The organism is Paenibacillus sp. sgz302190, assembly GCF_059820445.1.
On the sequence record NZ_JBZYAO010000049.1, the window covers coordinates 15544 to 37478 of the forward strand.

Annotated in this window: 21 protein-coding genes; 19 read left to right on the plus strand and 2 right to left on the minus strand. The window is 53.4% G+C overall.

Translation table 11 applies throughout. The features are described 5' to 3' along the window. The first annotated feature begins 38 nt into the window (after window positions 1-38). From AC6RNO_RS32855 to AC6RNO_RS32930, 16 genes are all read left to right on the plus strand, one after another. Window positions 39-1796 carry a histidine kinase gene (locus tag AC6RNO_RS32855; RefSeq protein WP_497108003.1) on the plus strand — a complete coding sequence of 586 codons (1758 nt, stop codon included), beginning with the start codon at window positions 39-41 and terminating at the stop codon, window positions 1794-1796. Then, a complete protein-coding gene (locus AC6RNO_RS32860; protein ID WP_497108004.1) occupies window positions 1793-2590 on the plus strand; it encodes a response regulator in 798 nt (265 codons plus the stop codon). Before AC6RNO_RS32855 ends, AC6RNO_RS32860 begins: the two co-directional genes overlap by 4 nt. 104 nt (window positions 2591-2694) lie before the next feature. Further along, window positions 2695-4068, plus strand: a complete 1374-nt coding sequence (locus AC6RNO_RS32865; RefSeq protein ID WP_488437675.1) for an extracellular solute-binding protein — start codon at window positions 2695-2697, stop codon at window positions 4066-4068. A gap of 26 nt (window positions 4069-4094) precedes the next feature. Continuing rightward, window positions 4095-4976, plus strand: coding sequence for an ABC transporter permease subunit (locus AC6RNO_RS32870; RefSeq protein WP_497108005.1), 882 nt, complete (start codon window positions 4095-4097; stop codon window positions 4974-4976). 17 nt (window positions 4977-4993) lie between these two features. After that, window positions 4994-5872 carry a carbohydrate ABC transporter permease gene (locus tag AC6RNO_RS32875; protein ID WP_474679861.1) on the plus strand — a complete coding sequence of 293 codons (879 nt, stop codon included), beginning with the start codon at window positions 4994-4996 and terminating at the stop codon, window positions 5870-5872. Window positions 5873-6087: 215 nt separating this feature from the next. Further along, window positions 6088-6537: a MarR family winged helix-turn-helix transcriptional regulator gene (locus AC6RNO_RS32880; protein ID WP_474679806.1), complete on the plus strand. Its 450-nt coding sequence runs from the start codon at window positions 6088-6090 to the stop codon at window positions 6535-6537. Between the two features lie 156 nt (window positions 6538-6693). After that, a complete protein-coding gene (locus AC6RNO_RS32885) occupies window positions 6694-7242 on the plus strand; it encodes a SiaB family protein kinase (RefSeq protein ID WP_474679805.1) in 549 nt (182 codons plus the stop codon). Beyond that, the gene (locus tag AC6RNO_RS32890) at window positions 7242-7646 is read left to right on the plus strand and encodes a DUF1987 domain-containing protein (RefSeq protein ID WP_474679804.1); all 405 of its coding nucleotides are present in this window, start codon (window positions 7242-7244) and stop codon (window positions 7644-7646) included. Before AC6RNO_RS32885 ends, AC6RNO_RS32890 begins: the two co-directional genes overlap by 1 nt. After that, the gene (locus AC6RNO_RS32895) at window positions 7647-9554 is read left to right on the plus strand and encodes a SpoIIE family protein phosphatase (RefSeq protein ID WP_497108006.1); all 1908 of its coding nucleotides are present in this window, start codon (window positions 7647-7649) and stop codon (window positions 9552-9554) included. Continuing rightward, on the plus strand, window positions 9535-11202 hold the full coding sequence (locus tag AC6RNO_RS32900) for a bifunctional diguanylate cyclase/phosphohydrolase (protein ID WP_488437665.1): 1668 nt from the start codon (window positions 9535-9537) through the stop codon (window positions 11200-11202). Before AC6RNO_RS32895 ends, AC6RNO_RS32900 begins: the two co-directional genes overlap by 20 nt. After that, window positions 11190-11519: a DUF1904 family protein gene (locus AC6RNO_RS32905; protein ID WP_497108007.1), complete on the plus strand. Its 330-nt coding sequence runs from the start codon at window positions 11190-11192 to the stop codon at window positions 11517-11519. The genes AC6RNO_RS32900 and AC6RNO_RS32905 overlap by 13 nt, the downstream gene beginning before the upstream one ends. 999 nt (window positions 11520-12518) lie before the next feature. Further along, on the plus strand, window positions 12519-13439 hold the full coding sequence (locus AC6RNO_RS32910; protein ID WP_497108008.1) for an AEC family transporter: 921 nt from the start codon (window positions 12519-12521) through the stop codon (window positions 13437-13439). An 88-nt stretch (window positions 13440-13527) separates the two neighbouring features. Then, window positions 13528-13830: a hypothetical protein gene (locus AC6RNO_RS32915; RefSeq protein WP_474679799.1), complete on the plus strand. Its 303-nt coding sequence runs from the start codon at window positions 13528-13530 to the stop codon at window positions 13828-13830. Between the two features lie 109 nt (window positions 13831-13939). Continuing rightward, entirely contained in the window at window positions 13940-14305 is a 366-nt protein-coding gene (locus tag AC6RNO_RS32920; protein ID WP_474679860.1) for a DUF423 domain-containing protein, read from the plus strand. Between the two features lie 126 nt (window positions 14306-14431). Next, a complete protein-coding gene (locus AC6RNO_RS32925; RefSeq protein WP_497108009.1) occupies window positions 14432-15934 on the plus strand; it encodes a PAS domain S-box protein in 1503 nt (500 codons plus the stop codon). Between the two features lie 21 nt (window positions 15935-15955). Further along, a complete protein-coding gene (locus AC6RNO_RS32930) occupies window positions 15956-17794 on the plus strand; it encodes an EAL domain-containing protein (RefSeq protein ID WP_497108010.1) in 1839 nt (612 codons plus the stop codon). Between the two features lie 45 nt (window positions 17795-17839). Here the strand turns inward: AC6RNO_RS32930 and AC6RNO_RS32935 are convergent, their stop codons facing one another. Then, entirely contained in the window at window positions 17840-18310 is a 471-nt protein-coding gene (locus tag AC6RNO_RS32935) for a hypothetical protein (protein WP_474679796.1), read from the minus strand. 122 nt (window positions 18311-18432) lie between these two features. On the opposite strand from AC6RNO_RS32935, the gene AC6RNO_RS32940 reads away from it, so the two are divergent. Next, a complete protein-coding gene (locus AC6RNO_RS32940) occupies window positions 18433-18807 on the plus strand; it encodes a DUF1304 domain-containing protein (RefSeq protein ID WP_474679859.1) in 375 nt (124 codons plus the stop codon). Window positions 18808-18903: 96 nt separating this feature from the next. Beyond that, the gene (locus AC6RNO_RS32945) at window positions 18904-19206 is read left to right on the plus strand and encodes a YunC family protein (RefSeq protein WP_474679795.1); all 303 of its coding nucleotides are present in this window, start codon (window positions 18904-18906) and stop codon (window positions 19204-19206) included. Window positions 19207-19270: 64 nt separating this feature from the next. Here the strand turns inward: AC6RNO_RS32945 and AC6RNO_RS32950 are convergent, their stop codons facing one another. Then, a complete protein-coding gene (locus tag AC6RNO_RS32950; RefSeq protein ID WP_497108011.1) occupies window positions 19271-19732 on the minus strand; it encodes a hypothetical protein in 462 nt (153 codons plus the stop codon). A 276-nt stretch (window positions 19733-20008) separates the two neighbouring features. Between AC6RNO_RS32950 and AC6RNO_RS32955 the strand changes: the two genes are divergently transcribed. Continuing rightward, window positions 20009-21913 (plus strand): cellulase family glycosylhydrolase, encoded by a 1905-nt coding sequence (locus tag AC6RNO_RS32955; protein ID WP_497108012.1) that lies wholly within the window; start codon window positions 20009-20011, stop codon window positions 21911-21913. The last annotated feature ends 22 nt before the right edge of the window (window positions 21914-21935 follow it).

Consider the following 21935-nt stretch of genomic DNA (forward strand, 5'->3'; position numbering starts at 1 on the left):
ATACAACGATATTTCTTAACGAAAGAGGTGAAACCCCTTTGCGGCTGAGCCTGAGCAAATGGAATACGCTGCGCAATCAAATATTGGTCGGTTTTTTGCTGGTGATGATGATCGTGCTGGTTCTGGTCGGTATTATTACTTTCAATTCGGTGTCGACGCTGCTGAAAAATAATGCGGAAAAGCAGATCCGGCAAACGGCGGTGCAGGCCAACGGCAGATTGGAAGCGCTTATCAAACAGATCGATACGCTGACGACGCAGGCGATCAACGATCCGTACGTGCAGCAGCTGCTTCTGGCGGAAGTGAACGGGAAGCAGGCCAAATTTGACCAGCGGCAAAGTCTGGTTCATATCGCCAACGAAATCCAGGGCTATTCGACCGGCGTCGCATCCGTGGAAGTGTACAACAGCGACTCCGCCAGGCTGTTCCCGCTGGACGACCGATTGCTCTCGAACCGCGTCGATCCGAAATGGATCGGGGAAGCGGAGCGGGAGAAAGGGAAGCTCGTCTGGATCGGAATCGATCCCAGAGACAGCGATTCGGTGCTCGCCATACGGCGCATCAGCCTGCTCGACCGCTGGTTTTCGAACGGCGGCTATTTGCTGGTCCGCATCAGCAGGAGCTATTTCGAGTTCAAGGAGCTGCTTTCCGAAGAGCAGCAGCGCGAAGCGATGCTTCTGGTCGACCGCGAGTCCCGCCCCATAGCTGCGGACGATCAGGCGACCGCCGATATCGAGGCGCTGATGAGCACGGACGGGCAGACCGTCGATATTGCCGGGGAGCGCTACATTTTGGTGAAGCAGCCTTCGGAAGTAACCGGCTGGACGCTGATGATCCTGAACCCGGTCAGCAGTGTTACCGCGGGCATTTTCGTGCTCCGAACGGCGATAATCGCCTCGGGGGCGGTCGGCTTGTTGCTGTTCCTGTTCATGTCGTTCATGCTCTCGACGATGATTACACGGCCGATTCTCAAATTGATCAAGGCGATGCGCAACACCCGCAGCGGCGTGCTGACGCCCAACCCCGAAACTTCGTACACGGCGGAAATCAACGATTTGAACTATACATACAATCAAATGGTGGACAACATGAACCGGCTGATCGAGCTCGTCTATGAAAAGGAAGTTATGCAAAGCCGGACGGAGCTGAAAGCTCTTCAGGCGCAAATTAATCCCCATTTTCTTTACAACACGCTGGAAGCGCTTTACTGGTCTCTGCAGGAAAAGAACGAGGAGCTGGCCGAGTACGTGATCGCGATGTCCGAGTTGTTCCGCTACACCATCGGAAATCCGAGCAAAGACGAGTGGGTTACGGTCGGCGCCGAACTGGAGCATATCGAACGCTACCTGCTCATTATGAAAATGCGGTTCGGCGATCGTTTTGCCTGGAGCATCGATTGCGCTGCGAGGTGGCATCATGTGCCGATGCCGAAGCTGCTGATCCAGCCGCTTGTCGAGAATGCGATCCTGCACGGCCTGGAAGGCCGGACGGGCCAAGGCGCGATAACGGTAAGCGTAAGGCCTGCGGCGGACAGCGACCGCTTGCTGATTACGGTGGCGGACGACGGGCCCGGCATGGAGGAAGCGACGCTGCGGTCGATCCGGCAGAGGGTGGCCGGTGGACAAGCGCTTTCCGGCGAAGTCGGCGGCATGGGGCTTTCGAATGTGGGACGCAGATTAAAGCTGTACTTCGGACATGCCGGCGATGAGCGCGAAAGCCTTGTCGTTCAAAGCAGCCCCGGCGCCGGCACGAGCGTCAGTTTTGAAATTCCGGTGAATGACGGAGGTGCGCAATGATTCATATGCAAAAAACGATCATGATCGTCGACGACGAGCCTTTAACCCGGCAGGGTCTGCAAAAAACGCTGGAATTCTGGTCAGCCGGGCGCTACCGGATTGTGTGCGCGGACAGCGGCGTGCAGGCCATCGATATGCTGCATGACAACCCGGTCCATCTGCTGATCACCGATATCCGGATGCCGGAAGTCAGCGGTCTGCGTCTCGTCGAGCTGCTGAATCGCAGGCCGCACAAGCCGGTTGTGATCATCATCTCGGGCCATCCCGATTTTGATTACGCGCAGACGGCGATCCAATTGGGCGTGGTCAATTATTTGCTGAAGCCGCTGCAAAAGAAAAAGCTGATCGAAGCCGTCGAGCAGGCGATGACGATCGAGGAGGCGCGCGAAAGAGTCGGAGCGATGGAGAAAATGGTGGATACCCGGCTGATGGACGCGCGGGAGGAGCATCCGCACATCAGCGATCCGATTCGCGAAGCGCTGCGCTATGTGGACGAGCACAAGGGAGAGCCGCTCTCCTTACGCGAGGTGGCGGACCGCGTCCATTTGAACCCGAGCTATTTCAGCTCGCTGTTCAAGGAGCAAACGGGCCTTACGTTCAGCGAGTACGTGACCCGCATCCGGCTGCAAAAAGCGAAGGAGCTGCTGATCCGGACCAAGCGGCCTGTTGCGGAAATCGCCGAGCAGGTCGGGTACCGGACGGCGAAATATTTTATCACCCTGTTCAAGGAATACGAAGGCAAGAGCCCCGCGCAATATCGCAAGGAAATGGCCGACCCGGGAAATGAAATCTAAAAAAAGTGGAACTTTTGCTAAACATCGTTGCCTTACCCCCTCTGGAAGATTCTGCTAGAATAAAGTTCGGAAAGCCAAATTGATGAAGGGGGATTCGAAAGATTATGAAAAAAGCGCTTACATTCTCATTACTGCTTACAGTTTCCATGGGAACTGTATTGGCAGGCTGCTCAAGCTCCAAAGAGGCGAACGCCGGACAAAGCCAAAGCGCAAGCCCGCAGGCGTCGGCCAAAGCGGGAGATAGCGGCGGCACGGCCAAGTCCGACAAAAAAGCGACGATCAAATTCATGCATTTGTGGCCCGCAGGCAGCTCGGCTACGCAAAATAAAATCGTCAATCAAATCATTACGGAGTTTCAAACGGCCAATCCGAACATCAAGATCGAGCAGGAAGTGCTGGAAAACGAACAATACAAAAATAAGATGAAAATCCTCTCCACCTCCAATGAACTCCCGGATGTGGGCATGACCTGGGCCGCGGGTTACATGGATCCTTATGTGAAAGGCGGCCTGTTCACACCGCTTGACGATGTGCTGCAGAGCAGCGATTTAAACGGCAAATTCGTCAAGGGAACGACGGAGGCTTACGCTTTCGGCGGCAAGACGTACGCGCTTCCGGTAGAGCTGAACATCGTGCCGGTCTATTATAACAAAGACCTGTTCGCCAAAAACAACGTGCAGGTTCCGAAAACGTACGATGAACTCAAGCAAGCTGTGAAAACGCTTAGCGCGGCAGGCGTCGCGCCGATTGCGCTGGGCAACAAGGACCGCTGGACAGGCTCGCTGTGGTACATGTATTTTGCCGACCGGGTCGGCGGCAAGGAAACGTTGAAAAAAGCGATCGACCGCAGCGGCTCGTTCGAAGATCCGAGCCTGATCGCCGCAGCCAAGGACGTGCAGGAGCTCGTCGGCTTGAACGCTTTTAACAAAGGCTTCAACGGCTTATCCAACGACGAGGGCAAATCCGAGTTCATGAACGGCAAAGCGGCCATGTACCTGATGGGGACATGGGAGCTTCCGAACTACACGACGAACAAAGACGTGCCGCAGGATTTTAAAGACAAGATCGGCTTCTTCAAGTTCCCGACCGTAGAGGGCGGCAAAGGCGATGCGAACAGTTGGGTCGGCGGGCCGGGCGTCGGGATGTTCGTTGGGGAGAACTCCAAAGTGAAAGACGAGGCCAAGGCGTTCATCAAATTTTTCATTACCAAGTGGGGCGAGCATTCGGTTACGGAAGCCGGCGTGATTCCCGCAACCAAAGTGGACACTTCCAAAATCCAGCTGCCGAAGCTGTACATCGACCTGCTGAACGAGCTGAATCAAGCGAGCAACATTACACTGTTCGCCGATGTGCAAATGAAGCCGGGCGCGGCGGAAACCCATCTGAACATGATACAGGCGCTGTTCGGCAAAGCTGCCACTCCGGAGGAGTTCGCCAAGAAGCATGAAGAGGCGCTGGCCAAAGAAGCGGGGAAATAAAGGAATTTCGGAGGAGTCGAGCTGCTATGGATAAAGTCATGTCCGACAAAAGAATCATAGCGCTATACGTGCTGCCTGCGCTCTTCATGATATTGGCGCTGATTTATATCCCGATCGTGCTGACCGGTTATTACGGCTTGATGAAGTGGGACGGCGTTGGAGCTATGACGTTTATCGGTACGAAAAACTATGTACAACTGTTGAAAGACGCGCTGTTTTGGCAGAGCGCGGGCCATTCGTTCCTGCTAGCCGTATTTTCGACGCTAAGCCTGATCGGCTACTTGCTGGTCGCGCTTGTGCTGTCCGGCTCCATTAAAGGAGCGGGCCTGCTGCGCAAAATATATTTGATCCCGATGCTGCTGTCATCGGTCGCCATCGCGCAGCTTTGGCTAAAAATATTTCACCCGTCGAACGGCGTGCTGAACACGGCGCTCGAAGCGGCGGGCATCAAGAATACGCCGGAGTGGCTGGCCGATCCGTCCATCGTGCTGTACGCTATTTTCATCCCGATTCTTTGGCAATATGCGGGCTTTTACATCTTAATTTACTATGCTGCGCTGAAAAATATCCCGTCATCGCTGATCGAAGCCGCCAGAATCGACGGAGCGAATCCGTGGCATATCGCTTTGCGAATCAAGCTGCCGCTGATCGCGGAGGTGGTCAAGGTGACGGTCGTGCTTGCCGTCGTCGGGTCGCTCAAATATTTCGATCTGATCTACGTAATGACGGGCGGCGGCCCTAACCGGGCGAGCGAAGTGATGGCCTCCTACATGTACCAAAAGGCGTTTAAAGGCTACGATTTCGGATACGCCAGCGCAATCGGTTTTTTCCTGCTGCTCATATGCCTGGTCGTTACCTGGCTGATCCGCAAAGCGACCGCAACGAAAGAGGAAATTCAATATTCGTGAGAGAGGAGGGGCTGCACCTGAGTACAGCGACCGCTTTGCGCGCCCGGCCGAAGGCCGAAGGCTCCAAACTGCCGCAGCGGCTCGGATACGGGCTGCTGTATGTGATCCTGATTGCCGTAGCGGCACTGCAAGTGCTGCCGCTCATTTGGCTGCTGCTGTTCTCGCTGAAGAACAGCCAGGAAGTGTTTAATCTGCCGCCGTTCGCCCTGCCTGCGCAGTTGCGCTGGGAAAATTACGCCAAGGTATGGACCGAGGGCCATATCAGCCTGTATTTTTTCAACAGCGTATGGATTACGGTTTTGGCCGTCGTTTTGACGGTTTTGCTGGCAAGCCTGGTCACGTTTGCGATAACGCGGATGAAATGGCGGCTGAAGTCGTTCGTTCTCGGCTTGTTCATGATCGGCCTCATGATCCCGGTTCATTCCACTTTAATTCCGCTGTTCAGCATGTTCAAGAAAATGAATCTGATCGATCATCCGCTATCCATCGTGCTCTCGTATACCGCTTTTAATATGCCGATTACGATTATGATCCTCCTCGGCTTCTACTACACGCTGCCCCGCGAGGTGGAAGAGGCCGCTGTCATGGACGGCTGCTCGATCAACCGGATGTTCGCCCGGATCACGCTGCCGATGACCGCTTCCGTAATGACGACGACCGCCATTATCAACATGATCTACAACTGGAACGAATTTATTTTCGTCAATACGTTCATCAGCTCCGACAAGCTGAAGACGCTGACGGTCGGCGTGCAAAATTTCATCGGCCAGTACACCACCGACTGGGGAGCGATCGGAGCGACGCTGATGATCAGTATTTTGCCGATTTTGGCCGCTTTTATCGTGCTCAGCAATCGGATCGTGGAAGGAATTGCCGCCGGATCGGTCAAGGGTTGAATAGTGACTGCTTTTTGCCGCTTATGCTGCATAAAAGCAGTCATTTTTGCATATAGATATGTTTTGCCGCATTCGTCGGACAGACTTCTTGGCCCTCATGACGCCGGCGGTTTTTTGCGCTGCCGCGGCTCCCATTGACATCCCATGTTATTTTATATACATTTTAAACAAATAGATTGTTTGCAAATCGAATGGACGGAAAGGAATTGTAAGCCATGAGCAGCAGTGAATATTTAAAATTGGAAAACCAGCTATGCTTCAATCTGTATGCCAGTTCCCGCGCGGTCACTCGCCTGTACCGCCCGATGCTGGACGAGTTGGGGCTGACGTACCCGCAGTATCTGGTTTTGCTCGTGCTGTGGGACCAACAGGAAAGCACGGTCAAGGAGCTCAGCGAGAAGCTGGATCTGGACTCCGGCACGCTGACGCCTATGCTCAAGCGCATGGAAGCCCAGAAGCTGATCCAAAGGCAAAGATCGCAGGAAGACGAGCGGATCGTCAACATCAAAATTACGGACAGCGGAATGGCGCTCTACCAAAAAGCGCTGTGCATTCCCCAAACGCTGCATACGATGCTCGCCGAGAGCCGGCTGACGCCGGAAGACATAGCCAAATTCAGCGAGCTGCTCAAGCTGTTCCTGATCGATGTGAATGCGGTCCAGTAATACTCCGACCGGCAACCGAAACTCCCTCATATCCGAAAGTTTGCAAGCGTCGATTTGCAAACTTTTTTTCTGTTTTCGCCTTTTTTGAGGACTAGGACTCTGGTAATATAAAGAGAAAGTCGAATTTTGTATTCTTAAGAAAAGGGAGGATGCCCCTTGAATCACGGCCAGATATACGACATTCATAATATGCTTCAGAGCAAAGGAATACTAATCTGCTTTTCCGGCCGGCTTTCCCAAGGATTAATCGAAGAATACGGGGAAGCGGTCAAAAGGTACATGGAGAACGACAATCGTCCGAAAACGGAAATTTTTAATATTTTCTCCATATTTATCGAACAGACGCAGAACATCAAAAATTATTGCGCGGCCAAAGCATCCGGCAGCAGCGCCGAACGTATCGAGCAATCGGCAATCGTGACGATCGGGAAGTGGGAAGCGGGAAATTACGTTTGCTGCGGCAACCTGATCGAGAACGTGGATCTCGCTCCTCTTGTGGCGCATATCGAACAATTGGCCGCCATGGATAAGGACGGACTGAAAAAGCTTTTCAAAGAGAAGCTCAGGGAGGAGCTTCCGGAAGCGCAATCAAGTGCAGGCATCGGCTTGATCGATATGGCAAGAAAAGCCAGTCTTCCGCTGGAATATTCCATTTCCCCAATTGACGAGCACTTGTCATTTTTTACATTAAAGGCGGTTGTTTAATGGTGGCAGACCTACATCTTATGCGCATAGAAGGATCAAGAAGCACACCGGAAATTCATTTCGATCCGCAACTTCACGTTTTGGCGATCAGAGGCCAGTCGTTTCCCGAAAATGCGTTCAAGTTTTACGAGCCGGTTCTGGCATGGGTGGGCGCGTATTTGGAGCAGTTGCAAGAGGAAGCGATCGTCAAGTTCGAGCTGATGCTGCCTTACATCAACACCAGCAGTACGAAATGCATCATGACGATGCTGGAGAAGCTGGACGAGGCGCACGCAGGCGGCAAAAACATTCAATTATATTGGTATTACGACGCAGACAACGAGAGCGAGCTGGAGTGTGCGCAGGAATTTAAAGAAGATTTGACGCTGCCGTTTCATCTGATCGCCAAGGAAGACCGCGGATAGATGAAACCCGGCGCCCCTATAACCGCAGGCGACAGACAGCAGTCCGGTAGCAGCGATCGCTTCCATGATCGAGACGTGATCCGAGTGGTAGCGCTTGCCAGCGCGCTTATCGTTTTTTCCATGCTGCTCATCGGCTTTTTATCGTATTATTTTACGGAAAAAGAAGTTATCACAAAGCTGAAAAGCAAAGAGCTCGGCTACATCGCCCAATCCGTATCTTCAAAAGTGGAGGGCCGGATCGAGCGGGCCAAGGAAACGTCGAGGCTGCTGGCCGACGACCCTGCCGTCCTCGAATGGATCGGCGGCGGAGAACAGGACGAGCAGCTTACGCGCCTGATCAGGGAAAGGCTCGTGATGAGCAGCCGGCAGTTCGATTACGACAATTCCTTCATCGTCAGCGCGCTTACCGGCCATTATTGGTCGGAAAACGGCTCGATCCTCTCCACAGTGTCCAGGGACAAGCCGGATGACAAATGGTTTTATCAAACGCTCGAATCGGGGGAAAAAACGGCTGTCGTCGTCGACTATAACGTGGAGCGCCGGCAATCGTACGTATTTGTCAACGTGCTGATCGGCGAAACGGACCGTCCGCTCGGCGTAGCCGGCGTGGGCCTCAGCCTCAAAGGGCTGTCCGATGATTTCCAGAAGTATAAATATTCGGAAAAGAGCCAAATGTGGATGATTGACGGGATGGGCGTCATCCATCTGTCGGACCGCTACGATCAGACAGGCAAGCTGATATCCGGCTTTGTTTCTAGTGATACGTATGCCAAAGTGATGGAGCAGTTCAATCAGGATGTGCAGGTTCTGGAGTCGCAAAATCCGAATGGCGAGCTGGTCGACCTCATCAGCTATCCGATCCCGTCGATGAAAATGCGGCTGTTGTTTCAAATTCCGCGGACCGATACCGTATATTTTTTGGACAATATTAAAGTGAATACGGCCGTCGCGATCGTGATCTCCCTGCTGGCGATCGTCTTCCTGTTCTACTATGTATCGCGGAAGCTGGCTAACCCGTACAAGCGCGCCCTGCAGCTCAATCAGCGGCTGGAAGTTCTCGTCGGGCAAAGGACGAGGGAGGTTGAGGAGCGCAGCCGGGAGCTGCTGGACAGCATCGATTATGCCAAGCGGATACAGGAATCCGCGCTTCCCGATCCGGCCCTGCTGGACCGGCTCTGGGAGCAGTATTTCGTCATCTGGCGCCCGCGGGACGGGGTAGGCGGTGATTTTTATTGGCTGAGCGAGACGAAGCGGGGGTATTACGTTGCCGTCGGGGACTGCACCGGCCACGGCGTACCGGGCGCGTTCATGACGATGCTCGGCATATCGCTGTTGAATCAGATCGCCGACCGCAGCGAGGAAGGCGACCCGGCGGGCATCCTGGGCAAGCTCAACCAAGCGGTCAAAGAGATGCTCAGGCAGCAGCACAATGAGGGGCTAGCCGATGACGGTCTGGATCTTGCCTTGTGCTACGTCGGGCAGGATGAAATCGTATTTGCCGGCGGCGGCAGCGCGATCTATGTGCAGGACGGCGATGAGGGCGTACAGCTGTACAAAGGCGACAAGCAGAGCATCGGTTACCGGCGGACTCCAGCCGAATATGCGTACGCCAACCACCGGATCGCGGTGCGGGAGCACACGACCGTATATATGGCTACGGACGGCATTGCAGACCAAAGCGGCGGGGAAAAAGGCTTTTCATTCGGCAAAACCCGGCTGAAGCAGTTTATCGATGCGCATGCACGGCTGCCGCTGAACGAGCAGCAAGAGCTTTTTCGCCGGATGATGGACGAATACATGGGGACAGAAGCCCAGCGGGACGACTGGACTTTGCTTGCGTTCCGGCCTGAGCGGCGGCGAACATCTGACAATAAGGAGCTTGGTAACCGTGATAAGCTATCGGAGTGATCAGCAGAAAGGTTTTGAGAGCGAGTTGAATATGCTGTACGATGCCAAACGACTGGCTGTTCGGGAAGAGCACCAGGGCAACGAGCTTTTGACCGAATACCAAAAGCTGCTGTCCAGCTATGAGAAGCTGCTGCGCGTTACCAAAAAAATATTGTATATCAGCGATTTGCAGGGAATGGCGCTCAAGCGGTGCGAAGACGATATCAAAGCGCTGCTGAACAACGCCAATCAGGGGTTTTTGACGTTTGACGCGAAAGGGATCGTGCAGAAGCAGTACAGCGATGCGTGCCTGCGCATTTTAAACAAGCGGCCGAGCGGCATTCATTTCGCGGAATTGTTGTGGGAGAGCGGGAGCGCGGAGCGGAAAAGCGTGGAACAATGGCTGAGCCGCCTGTTCGGGGAGACGGATGCGGCTGTCAAAAACGCGCTTCTCGCCGAATTGCCGGGGAGAGCGGAAATCGGGAGCCGGCAAATCCAGCTCGAATACAAGTGGATCGAACCGGACCCGGACAGTCCCGCAGGTCAAGTCGTCATGGTCATGATGACGGATATGACGGACCAACTGCAGTCCCGTGCCCGAGCGGAGTATTTAAGCTTCCATGACAACCTTACCGGGTTGTACAACCGGGCCTACGTGGAAGCTGCGGTTCCCGGGCTGCTGACTGCGGAGCATATGCCGGTCAGTATCGTTCTTCTCGACATGAACGGCTTGAAGCTGGCGAATGACGTATTCGGCCATCAGCTAGGGGACCGTCTGCTGTCACAGGCTGCTGAGCTGATCCGGCAATGCTTCGGGGACGAGGCGCTGGCGGCGAGATGGGGCGGCGACGAATTCATCGTCCTGCTCTCCCGGACCGGGACAACCGCCTGCACGGAGAAGATCGAGCGGCTCAAGCAGGCTTGCGCCGAGCAGGAATCTTATCCGATCCAGGTCAGCATGGCGGCCGGCAGCGCGACGATGGTGCAGCCCGGCGATCATTTTCATCTGTTTTTCAACCTCGCCGAAAAAGAAATGTACAAGAACAAGCTGCTGGAAAGCAAGCAGGTGCGCAAGAGCCTGATGGCCAACATCAACGAGGCGATGTATGCAAGAAAGATCGAGGATCCCCGCCATATCGAGAGAATCGAGCGCCTGGCGCTGGGATTGGCGGCCCGAATCGGGATGGACCCACAGTCCGCGGATACGATCAATCTGAAGCTGCTCGTGCGTCTGCATGACGTGGGCAAAGTCGTCATTCCCGAGCAAATTCTCGGCAAGACCGGATCGCTTACGGAAGAAGAGTGGAACGTGATGCGCTCCCACAGCGAGATCGGCTACCGGATGGCCTTGTCGCTCGGCGAGCCGGCTTTGGCCGAGGCGATATTGTCGATGCACGAGCGCTGGGACGGAGGCGGCTATCCGTACGGTCTGAAGGAGATGCAAATACCGAAGCTGTCGCGGCTTTTGGCTATTGTCGACAGTTATGATATTATGACGCATGATCATGTGTACCGCCAGGCGATCGGCAGCGAGCAGGCGCTTCAGGTCATTTTGGAGGAAAGCGGGAGGCAGTTTGATCCGAACCTGGCCGAAGATTTTTTTGCTTATATGACGACGACGGAAAGCGGGTCATCACTCAAAGAGGAGGGAAATCCGTGCCAAGACTAACGATTCGAGGCTTGAGCGCAGAACAAATTTGCCGCATCAGTTCGGGGCTCGCAAGCGAGCTTGCCGGAATTTGCGAATGCCCGGAGGATCATTTCACCCTGGAATGCGTCAACCACACCGCCATATTCGCAGGCAAAATAACGGAGACGTACCCGTTCGTCGAGGTCGCCTGGTTTGACCGGGGCGCGGAAGTCCGCGGCAGAGTCGCCCGGGCGATCACCGACCACGTAATCCGGCTGGGACTGGCCGAAGTCGAGGTGGCGTTTATCGCCTACGAGAAGGACGCCTACTATATAAACGGGACCCCGTGCGGGTAGTGTACGATGTCCGGGGGCTGCTTCGGCAGGCCCCTTCGCGCATGGATGATGCAAGGAGCAGGATTGATCCGGCAGCACTGTCAAAATCCCGCCCGCATAGCCACACGCGCAGCTCCCAACTGCACGACGGCGGTCGGTAGACGAGCGTTGGCAGTGTGCGGAAAGATAGCGCGCAATTGTGTCCGCGAAAGCAGAGCATCTGGTTGGCAAGGCAACGCGCCAGCTCCCAGCGCGCGGTGCTGCGCTCCATGACTGCGATCGGTTGACGTAGGGAAAACCTGCAAAAGTACAGTTTTTGCTCGGTTAATACGCTGGTCACGATAAATTCCTGCAAAAGTGCAGGCTTTCGCCAAAACGAACCATTTTCGGAAAAAACCTGCACTTTCGCAAATGCCCGAAACTCACCCGCCAGAGCCGTTCGCACAATTTGCCAGGTCGCACGAAGAAAACCTGCAAAAGTACAGTTTTTGCTCGGTTGCTGCGCTGGCTACGAAAAATTCCTGCAATAGCGCAGGCTTTTAGCCGCGAACAGGAGCTCAGATTCATTTTCATCGAAAATTCCTGCGAAAGTGCAGGCTTTTCGCCAAAATGAACCATTTATTACGGAAAAGCCTGCACTTTCGCAGGTTTTTTCCATGCCAAGCCGCCTTGTCCCCCACTTCAGCGCCGCACCCAGTGGAAGTAGAGTCGAGGCTCACTTCAGCGCCGCACCCGGTGGAAGTAGAAACGAGTCCCACTTCAGCCCCGCACCCCGGTGCAGGCGAGTCGCGGCTGCGGGTTTTTGGCATGTGCAGGTGGCCCAATCCGAGGTTGCCTTTGGCGAGCTGCGAAGCAGAGAGCGCCGGAACCGAACTGCAAGGGGAATCCTCGCCCGTATCTGCTGTCCGGCGCTTCCAGCGTGTGGGCTTTTTCGTATGCATGTTCGAGGTATATAGTTGCCATGCCGATTAATATGGTACAATAGAAAACAGTGTATTTACGGAGAGAAGTGAGACCGCGATGACTTATTTCTTGTTTATTTTGGTCAACAATATTGTGCCTATCAGCATTATGATCGCTATCGGCGTAGGGATATACAGGGCGTTTCGGATAGACATCAAGACGCTGTCCAAGCTGAATTTTTACGTGTTTTCTCCTGCTTTGGTATTTGTAAAGCTTTATGAATCGGAGATCGATCTGCATGTGCTGATGCAAATACTGCTGTTTTTTGTGTTGTTTTTCAGCATGCTTATCGTGCTCGTCGAAATCGTGATCCGGGTGAAAAAGCTGCAGGGCGGCATGCGCAGCGCGATGCGCAACAGTGTGCTTTTTTACAATAGCGCCAATTACGCCATTCCGCTCAATCAGACGGTGTTTGCCGGGAACGCTTACACGCTGTCCATTCAGATCATCATTATGATTATGCAGTCGTTGATCCCGAACACCTACGGGGTGTACGCGATCAATGCGCACAAATCGAACTTCAAGGCGACGCTCAAAACGATGCTTTCCCTTCCGGTTATATACGCAATTCCTGCCGCCATTATTTTGCGTTACTTTCATTTGGACGTACCGCACCCGATTTATTTGCCGCTTCAATATATTTCGAATGCGTTTATGGCAACCGCGCTGCTCACGCTTGGGGTTCAATTGGGGGCCATGAAATGGAAATTCAAGCTGTCCGATGTGCTTGTCTCCAATATGTTGCGGCTGGCCGCCGGTCCGGCGCTCGGTTTTTTGGCGGTGTGGCTGCTCGGTCTTGAAGGCTTGACGGCCAAAGCGCTCGTCCTCTCCTGCGCGGTGCCCACGTCTTTAAGCAGCGTGCTGCTCGCGATCGAATACGACAATGAGCCGGAATTTTCTTCGCAAGCCGTATTTTCTTCGACATTATTCAGTATGATCACCATACCGGTTATGATCGTTCTGGTGGATTTTTTGTGAATTTAGAACTATTGATCCGGTTTTGAAGGACTTTTGGACGTGTGCAGCGAATTGTTCCCCAACTTTACAAATTTGGGGGGCATCATGCATGCGTTATTTATTTTGCCAGTATGTGACGATTGTCGATATGAATGAAGAGATTTTGTCGGAAGTGCTGTTCGAACACGGGGAATACGAATCGCCTGCGCTTTCCGTCGGCGCGTCGGTTGTTACTTATCAGTTGGGGCTGCAGGAATTCAACGTCGTCTATGACAAGCGGGAAGGCAAAACGGCCCGTGCGAAAATCGTGGACATCGAAATCGACCTGCTCAGGCAGCCCGTCATTACGAGAGTTTTTGTGGAACCGGTCAATCTTATCGTAGGCCAGCACGATATCGGGCAAATTAGCTGAAGCTTCCCGGTCATCTCCGGTTTCCCGGACTCCCCGGTGGATTCCTTTCGCAAAATCGGCTATGATTAGGAAGGAATACGATGACGGATGAAGGAGACTCGCTGCAATGATGAAACTATTTTTGTTCCTCGGCAGCATCAACGCATTTTTGTCGGTTGCCTTGGGAGCGTTCGGCGCGCACTATTTGAAACAGAAGCTGTCAGCCGACATGCTGGACGTCTTTCGTACGGGTGTCCAGTACCATATGATCCATGCGCTGGGACTAATTTTGATTGCCGTGTTGTCGGACAAGCTCGCTAACAGTTCCATGGTCCAGGTATCGGGTTGGGCACTGTTTATCGGAATCGTGCTTTTTTCCGGCAGCCTCTATGCATTAAGCCTGACCGGGATCAAATGGTTCGGACCGATTACGCCTTTGGGCGGAGTAAGCTTTTTGCTGGGATGGGTCCTGCTCGCGATAGCCGCATGGAAATGAGTCAAGAGTCGGATACTTCCGGCTCTTTTTTCATTTATTTGCCCTCCTTGCAGGAAAAAGCTTCTATAATGTAGAAAAGAATTCAATTAAAATGATCATTCTTCCGCACTCGAAAGGATGGGAAGCATGGCTGAATTCACAAGGAATTCATCAAATACCCGCGATCCGATTCAGTTGGAGCTCGGGCTGCCCGCCAGCGATGAGTTATTCCGTTACGTTTTTGGCCATGCAGCGACCGGGATGGCGCTTGTGAGCATGGAAGGCAACATTCTTAAAGTGAATGATTCGTTATGCAGCCTGTTAGGTTACACGGAAGAGGAGCTGCTTGTACGGAGCGTTCCTGAAATCACGCATCCCGAAGATTGGGATACGGATTTGCGGCAGTTCGAACAGATCATTTGCGGGGAAAGCCATTCCTATCAGCTGGAAAAGCGCTATGTGCGCAAAGACGGGGAGCTGATATGGGGCATTTTGACCGTTACGCTCGTGCGGAACCGGGAAGGAAGCCCCGCATGTGTCGTATCCCAAGTACAGGACATTACGGGACGCAAGCTGAACGAGGCGATGATTGAGAAGCTGCATAACAAAAACCAGCTTATTATCAACGCGGTGTCGGATGGCATCTTTGGCGTGGATGAGCATCTCCGTACCATTTTCTGGAATGACGCCGCGGAGCGAATAACAGGCTACTCCGAAGAAGAAATGATCGGAAAAGACGCGTACATGGTTCTCAGCGGTCCGGCCGGGAAAGGGGATTCGGAGGCAAGCGCAGGCTCCTCGTTTTACCGCAGCATGCTTGAGGGCGTGTTCGATCATAATGCCAGCGAGCTGTTCTACAAAAAGACCGGCGAATCGTTCCCGGTCGAGTACATAACCTCTCCGATATGCGAAAGCGGACGAATGATCGGAGTCGTCATTACGTTCAAGGATATTACGGAGCGGCTAAAAACCGAAGAAATGCTGCGCAAATCGGAAAAGCTCTCGGTTGTCGGCCAGCTTGCCGCCGGTGTGGCGCACGAAATCCGCAACCCGCTGACGTCGCTGAAAGGTTTTATCCAGCTGCTGCGGGCGGGCGCGGCGGGCAAAGAGGAATATTACGAAATTATGCTGTCCGAACTCAGCCGCATCGAGCTGATCATTACGGAAATGCTTGTGCTGGCGAAACCGCAGATGCTGCGTTTCCGGCCCGAAAGCGTGGAGAAAATCGTGGGTAATGTCGTTACGCTGCTGGAGAGCCAGGCGATTTTGAGCAACATCCAGTTCGCGACGACGGTCGAACACGGCCTGCCGCTTGTCATGTGCGAAGAAAACCAGTTGAAACAAACGTTCATCAACCTGATTCAAAATGCGATGGAATCGATGCCGGAGGGCGGGCGGATCGATATTCAGGTCAAAGCGGAAGCCGGGGACTGCGTGCGAATCGTCGTGAAGGACAGAGGGTGCGGAATTTCGGAAGAGGTGCTGGCCCGGCTCGGCGAACCTTTTTTTACGACCAAAGAAAAGGGCACAGGACTAGGTATTATGGTCAGCTACAAAATTATTGAAGACCATAAAGGGCATATGCTTGTGGAAAGCAAGGTAGGAGAAGGAACGGTAGTCAGCGTTACGCTTCCAATCACGAAGGATTGAGCAGATGAAGGAGGACAGCCAGTGAGTAAGCGGGTTTATATAGGCGGGTATATCGTTCTCGTCGTAATCGCAAGCCTATACATAAAGCCCTATACAGCATGGATTTGCATACTAGCCTCACTATTGCTGCTCGTCGCGCTGGGCAGAAACGGTTCGAACAAAGCCCTTCAGACAGAGCGCGCGGCATCTTCCTTGCCGGATTCATTGTTTGATTATAACCCGAACGCGATCGGCATTTTCGACCGGCAAGGCCGGTTTGTACGAGTGAATCGGGAGGCGGAAAAAATGCTCGGCTTCACGGCCGAGGAGCTGCTCGGCCGGCCGTTTACGGCGCTGGTCGCCGAAGAGCATGCAACCGCCACGCTGTCTTGCGTGGAGCAGGCCAGGGCGGGGAAGGCGGTAGCGTTTGAAACGGCGGTGATTCACAAGACCGGGTTCCGAATCAATTTGCACGTTACCGCTGCGCCGGCAGAAGCGGGGACTGGCGGTCACGGCAGCGTCCTGATCTGCCAGGACATATCGGAGCGCAAGCGCGGTGATGAGAAGATCCGTTACATGGCCTATTATGACGATATGACCGGATTGCCGAACCGCAGAATGTTCAAGGATCATTTGAACGAAACTTTAGCTTTGGCCCGATCGCTCGGACAAAAGGTTGCCGTCTTTTATCTGGATATCGACCGCTTCAAGCTGGTCAATGACAGCTTTGGGCATGATTACGGCAATATGCTGCTGCTGCAGCTCGCCGAAAGGTTCACGAGATGCGTCACGGAGAACGATTTTCTTGCACGGACCGAGGGCGACGAGTTTGCCTTCTTTTACACCAATGCGGCTGATTCCAATGATGCGATTGCGCTTGTCGCCGGGATTAACCGGGTGCTGGAGAAGCCGTTTGTGCTGGAGCAGTACGAAGTGCACGTTACAGCCAGCATCGGGATCGCGATTTCCTCCGATGAATCCGAGGATGCGGAGATGCTGATGAAGTACGCCGATATTGCCCTGGCCCGGGCGAAGGAGAAGGGGCGCAACGATTTTCAAGTGTTCAATACCGATATGAAGTCCATTTCCATCAACCGGATCAAGCTGGAGAACGACATCCGCAAAGCGATAGCGAACGACGAGTTCATGCTGTTTTACCAGCCGCAGGTGGACATCGAAACCGGGCGCATCGTCGGTGCGGAGGCGCTGATCCGCTGGAATCATCCGGATCGGGGAATGATCCCGCCGAATCAATTCATCCCGTTTGCGGAAGAAACCGGGCTGATCGTCACGATCGGAGAATGGGTGCTGCGCGCCGCCTGCAAGCAAAACAAAGCCTGGCAAAATCAAGGCTTTCCGCCGATTCCGATCTCCGTCAACTTGTCGATGCGACAGTTTTTCCAACATAACCTGAAGGGCAAAATCGGCCATGTTCTGGAACAGACCGGACTGGATCCGCAGTACCTGGAGCTGGAAATTACCGAAAGTATGACGATGGATGTGGACCATGCGACCCAGTCGCTGCTTGAGCTCAAGCAACTGGGCGTCAATGTCAGCATTGACGATTTCGGCACCGGCTACAGCTCGCTTTATTTTTTGAAAAAGTTTCCGATCGATAAGCTGAAGATCGACCGTTCCTTCGTGCGGGACATTATGACGGACCCGAATGATGCCGCGATTGTCGCGACGATCATCGCCATGACGCATCATTTGAATTTGAAGGTGATTGCGGAGGGCGTCGAAACCGAGGATCAGCTCCGCTTTTTGCACCAAAACCGCTGCAACGAAGTGCAGGGCTACTGGTTCAGCCCGCCGATCAGCGCGCACCAGATGGAGGGCATGCTGCAGGGCGGCTCGCAAGCGGCCGAGACGGGCGCTTAAAATAAATAAGAGGGTGCCCCGGGTGGGGCGCCCTCGTTCGCAGTATCAGACAGTAGCCATGTAGTCGTCGATTTCGTTAAGTTTAAAGGAATAAACCTTTTTCTCGTCGACATGATAGACGGTTACATTTTGCGAGCCGCTGTCATAGTTGAGGATGCGGCAAGGCAGATTCAACTTGATTCCTTTCGCCTTAATGACAGTCAGCCGGACAAGCGTGTTGTTATTTTTGAACTGTTCAAGCTGCTCGATCACTTTCTCATTTGCCCGTTGGCTGGACGTGCTCGCAGTCGCCTCCTTCAGCAGGGCGGACGGTTCCGGACTTGAGTGCCCTCTCGCGTTAACCTCGATCAGTTGGCCGAGATCGATTCCTTTCAGGATCTTATAATCCCGTACTTGGTCCGTATTCAACAGATGAAGAAGCTTTTCCAAGGCCAGACCGTTGGTCGTTTCTTCGATCAAAATTTCTACGGTGAATAAGTGCCCGTGGCGGTTCGTGCTCACTTTTCCCTGATTCATAAGGTCTCCTTGCTTGATAATGATAACCGAATTGATAGCCTAGTAAAGTAATAACCTAACTATATCACGATATTGTGTCCAAAAATAGTTGCATTTTCATGTGATTTTGGGAAAAGGAGCTAATAGCGATGATCAGCGTCATTTTAGTGGCCCTCGTGGCAATCGAGCACATATACATCCTTTATCTGGAGATGTTTATGTGGACAAAACCGAGGGGGCTGAAAGCTTTCGGAACGACCAAAGAAGCGGCCGAAGCCTCCAAATCGCTGGCTGCGAATCAAGGGCTTTATAACGGCTTTTTGGCCGCCGGATTGATCTGGGGTTTGTTATATCCGGATGCGGCGGTGGGCCGGCAAATCCAATTATTTTTTCTCATCTGCGTGCTTTGCGCGGCCGTTTTCGGGGGATTGACCGCCAAAAGGTCGATTTTGCTCGTTCAGGGACTTCCCGCCCTGGCCGCTTTATTATTCGTATGTGTGGCGATTTTTTCCGCTTAGCGCCGGTTGAAAAAAAGTACGAAATCCGTTACTACACCGAACTAGCAATGCCCGCATATACTACCCGTAAGACTGCGAAGAGGAGCTGTGCTGAGCATGATGCGGGTAGAACCAATTCTTCTGGACGGACATACGGTAATCGCCATCGAAGTCAAGCTGCCTAAAACGACGCTGCTGGTCGTTACGACGGATAAAGGATACATTATGTGCGGCGCTTTGGACGTGGCGCTGTTAAATGAACGGTTGAGGGAAAGAAACATTGTGGCGGCCAGGGCAACGGGAGTCCGTACGATCCAGGAGCTTCTGGATGCGCCTCTCGAATCGGTGACGCATACGGCGGAAGATTTGGGAATCCGGGTCGGTATGACGGGGCGAGAGGCCATTTTGAAAATGGTATAATAAATAGGGAATGAAGGGCGCCGGCTTCCGGCGTCTTTTTTTCGATGAACACCGCGGTCAGGCGTCATGAAAAAGGTATCGCGCAATTTTTTAACGCCACCAGGACGTTTTTGCAAGCGCCTCTCCCGGCGCGGGTTGCAGTGCTGCACGGCGGGTGGTCATGCGGCGGCTTGGCAGGCTGGTCTGGGGTGAAAACCTGCGAAAGTGCAGGAATTTTTGCTGAAAGTGAGTCTGTGTCCATGTATTTGGTGAAAAGCCTGCACATTTGCAGGAATTGTTCGTGGCCAATGATCAAGGACGCAAATTCATGTATTTTTGCAGGTTTTCTTTGTGCAGCTAGGTAGATTGCGGCAGGGATTTTCGAAAAAAATGAATCTGAACCCATGTTCATGGGAAAAAGCTTGCACAAATGCAATAATGCTTCGTCTTCAGCGTGTCTATGCCGGTCATCCATTTCCGGCGGATGTAATCGTTTGTCACCCGCAGGGTGATTTTTTTTATCGGACAAGCTGTCGGTTTTTGTCAAAGTTTTTGGTAATTTTTAATAAAATTATTGATAAATATACCAATTTAGCATTATAATTGTCATTAAAGTGTTAATCGGGTAACCAAAGTGATAGAGCTTTTTGTCAACATTTACTTATAATGGGCTCACGATGAGGCATTTATGCTGCTTCGGAACCATATCGGAAATATGAGAGGAGGTGATAGTCGGGGCGGTTCGAACGGAAAGGAGGCGGTGCATATGTAAGACCAGCGGAATTTCCTCGAGTTTATTTTAATTTGGAAAGGTTGGGAAAAGATGAATGGAAGAGCAGCGAAGTTCACACTCGGTCTGCTTCTAGCTGCAAGCACTCTGGTATCGGGAATCGGCGCTTCCGCAAGCAGCCCGAATTATTATCATACCAGCGGCAACCGGATCGTGGACTCAGGCGGTACTCCAGCCACCTTTAACGGCATCAATTGGTTCGGATTTGAGACGTCGAACTTTTCGCCGCACGGTTTGTGGACCCGTTCGATGGACAGCATGCTCGATCAAATGAAAACAAAAGGTTACAATTTGCTGAGAATTCCGTATACGAACGAAATGTTTCTGCCCGGGAAAATGCCAAACAGCATCGACTACGTGCAAAATCCCGATCTCCAGGGACTGACGCCGATTCAGATTCTTGACAAATTGATTGAAAAAGCGGGCTCGCGCGGCATGAAAGTGTTCCTGGACCGCCATCGGCCAACGGCAGCCGGCCAATCGGAACAGTGGTATACGTCCACGGTTTCCGAAGCGACCTGGATCGACGATTGGAAAATGCTTGCGCAGCGCTATTTGGGCAACGATACCGTCATCGGTGCCGATCTGCACAACGAGCCGCACGGCAACATTTGCTGGGGCTGCGGGGATCAGTCGCGCGATTGGCGATTGGCGGCGGAGCGCGCCGGCAATGCGATTCTCGGCGTGAACCCGAATTGGCTGATCATTGTCGAGGGCGTAGATGCGAACGTCCAGGGACAAAGCGGCAGCTACTGGTGGGGCGGCAATCTGAAAGGGGTGCAGGATAATCCGGTGCGGCTGAACGTCGCGAACCGAGTCGTCTATTCTCCGCACGATTACGGTCCGGGCGTATCGAACCAACCGTGGTTCTCCGACGCTTCGTTTCCAAGCAACATGCCGGCCATTTGGGACGCCTACTGGGGCTACATCCACAAAAATAACATCGCGCCGATTCTCGCCGGAGAGTTCGGGGGCCGCAGTGTAGATACGGCTTCGGTCGAGGGCAAGTGGCAAAACGCGCTTGTCGATTACCTCAAAGCGAACGATATGTACTGGACTTACTGGTGCGTAAATCCGAATAGCGGCGATACCGGAGGTCTGCTTTTGGACGATTGGACCACATGGAATCAACCGAAGCAAGATATGCTTAATCGGCTGATGAAAGCGCTTCCCGGCGGAGGCGGAGGCAATCCGACCGTTCCGGCGGCTCCGACCGGGCTGGTCGCAACGGCCGGCGATGGGCAAATTACGCTGGGCTGGTCCGCGTCCGCAGGTGCGGCAAGCTACAGCGTGAAGCGCGCGACTGTAAACGGCGGACCGTACACGACGGTTGCGTCCGGCTTGACGTCGCCGGGTTATGCGGACACCGGCTTGACGAACGGCACGGCTTACTACTATGTGGTAAGCGCTTCGAACAGCGCCGGCGAATCGGCGAATTCGTCCCAGCTAAGCGTTTCTCCGTCGGCAGGCGGCGGCACCTCAAGCACGCTGGCGCTTCAGTACAAAGCGGGCGATACGAACCCTGGCGACAATCAGTTCAAGCCGCATTTTCGCATCGTGAACAACGGCACGGCGGCCGTTCCGCTAAGCAGCCTGAAAATCCGCTATTGGTACACGATCGACGGAGTTAAACCGCAAACGTTCAACTGTGATTATGCGAATGTAGGCTGCGCGAATGTGAACGGTCAGCTGGTTCCCATGAGCACGGCGAAGACCGGGGCGGATTATTATCTGGAGATCAGCTTCGGCGCAGGCGCCGGCAGCGTGGCCGCAGGCGGCAACACCGGGGATCTGATGACGCGGATCAACAAGAACGATTGGACAAATTACAATGAGAGCGACGACTATTCGTTTGACGCGACCAAGACGGCGTATACGAACTGGAGCAAAGTCACGCTTTATCAGAACGGCACGCTTGTATGGGGAACGGAGCCCTAAAGCTCCTCTAATTTCTAAAATC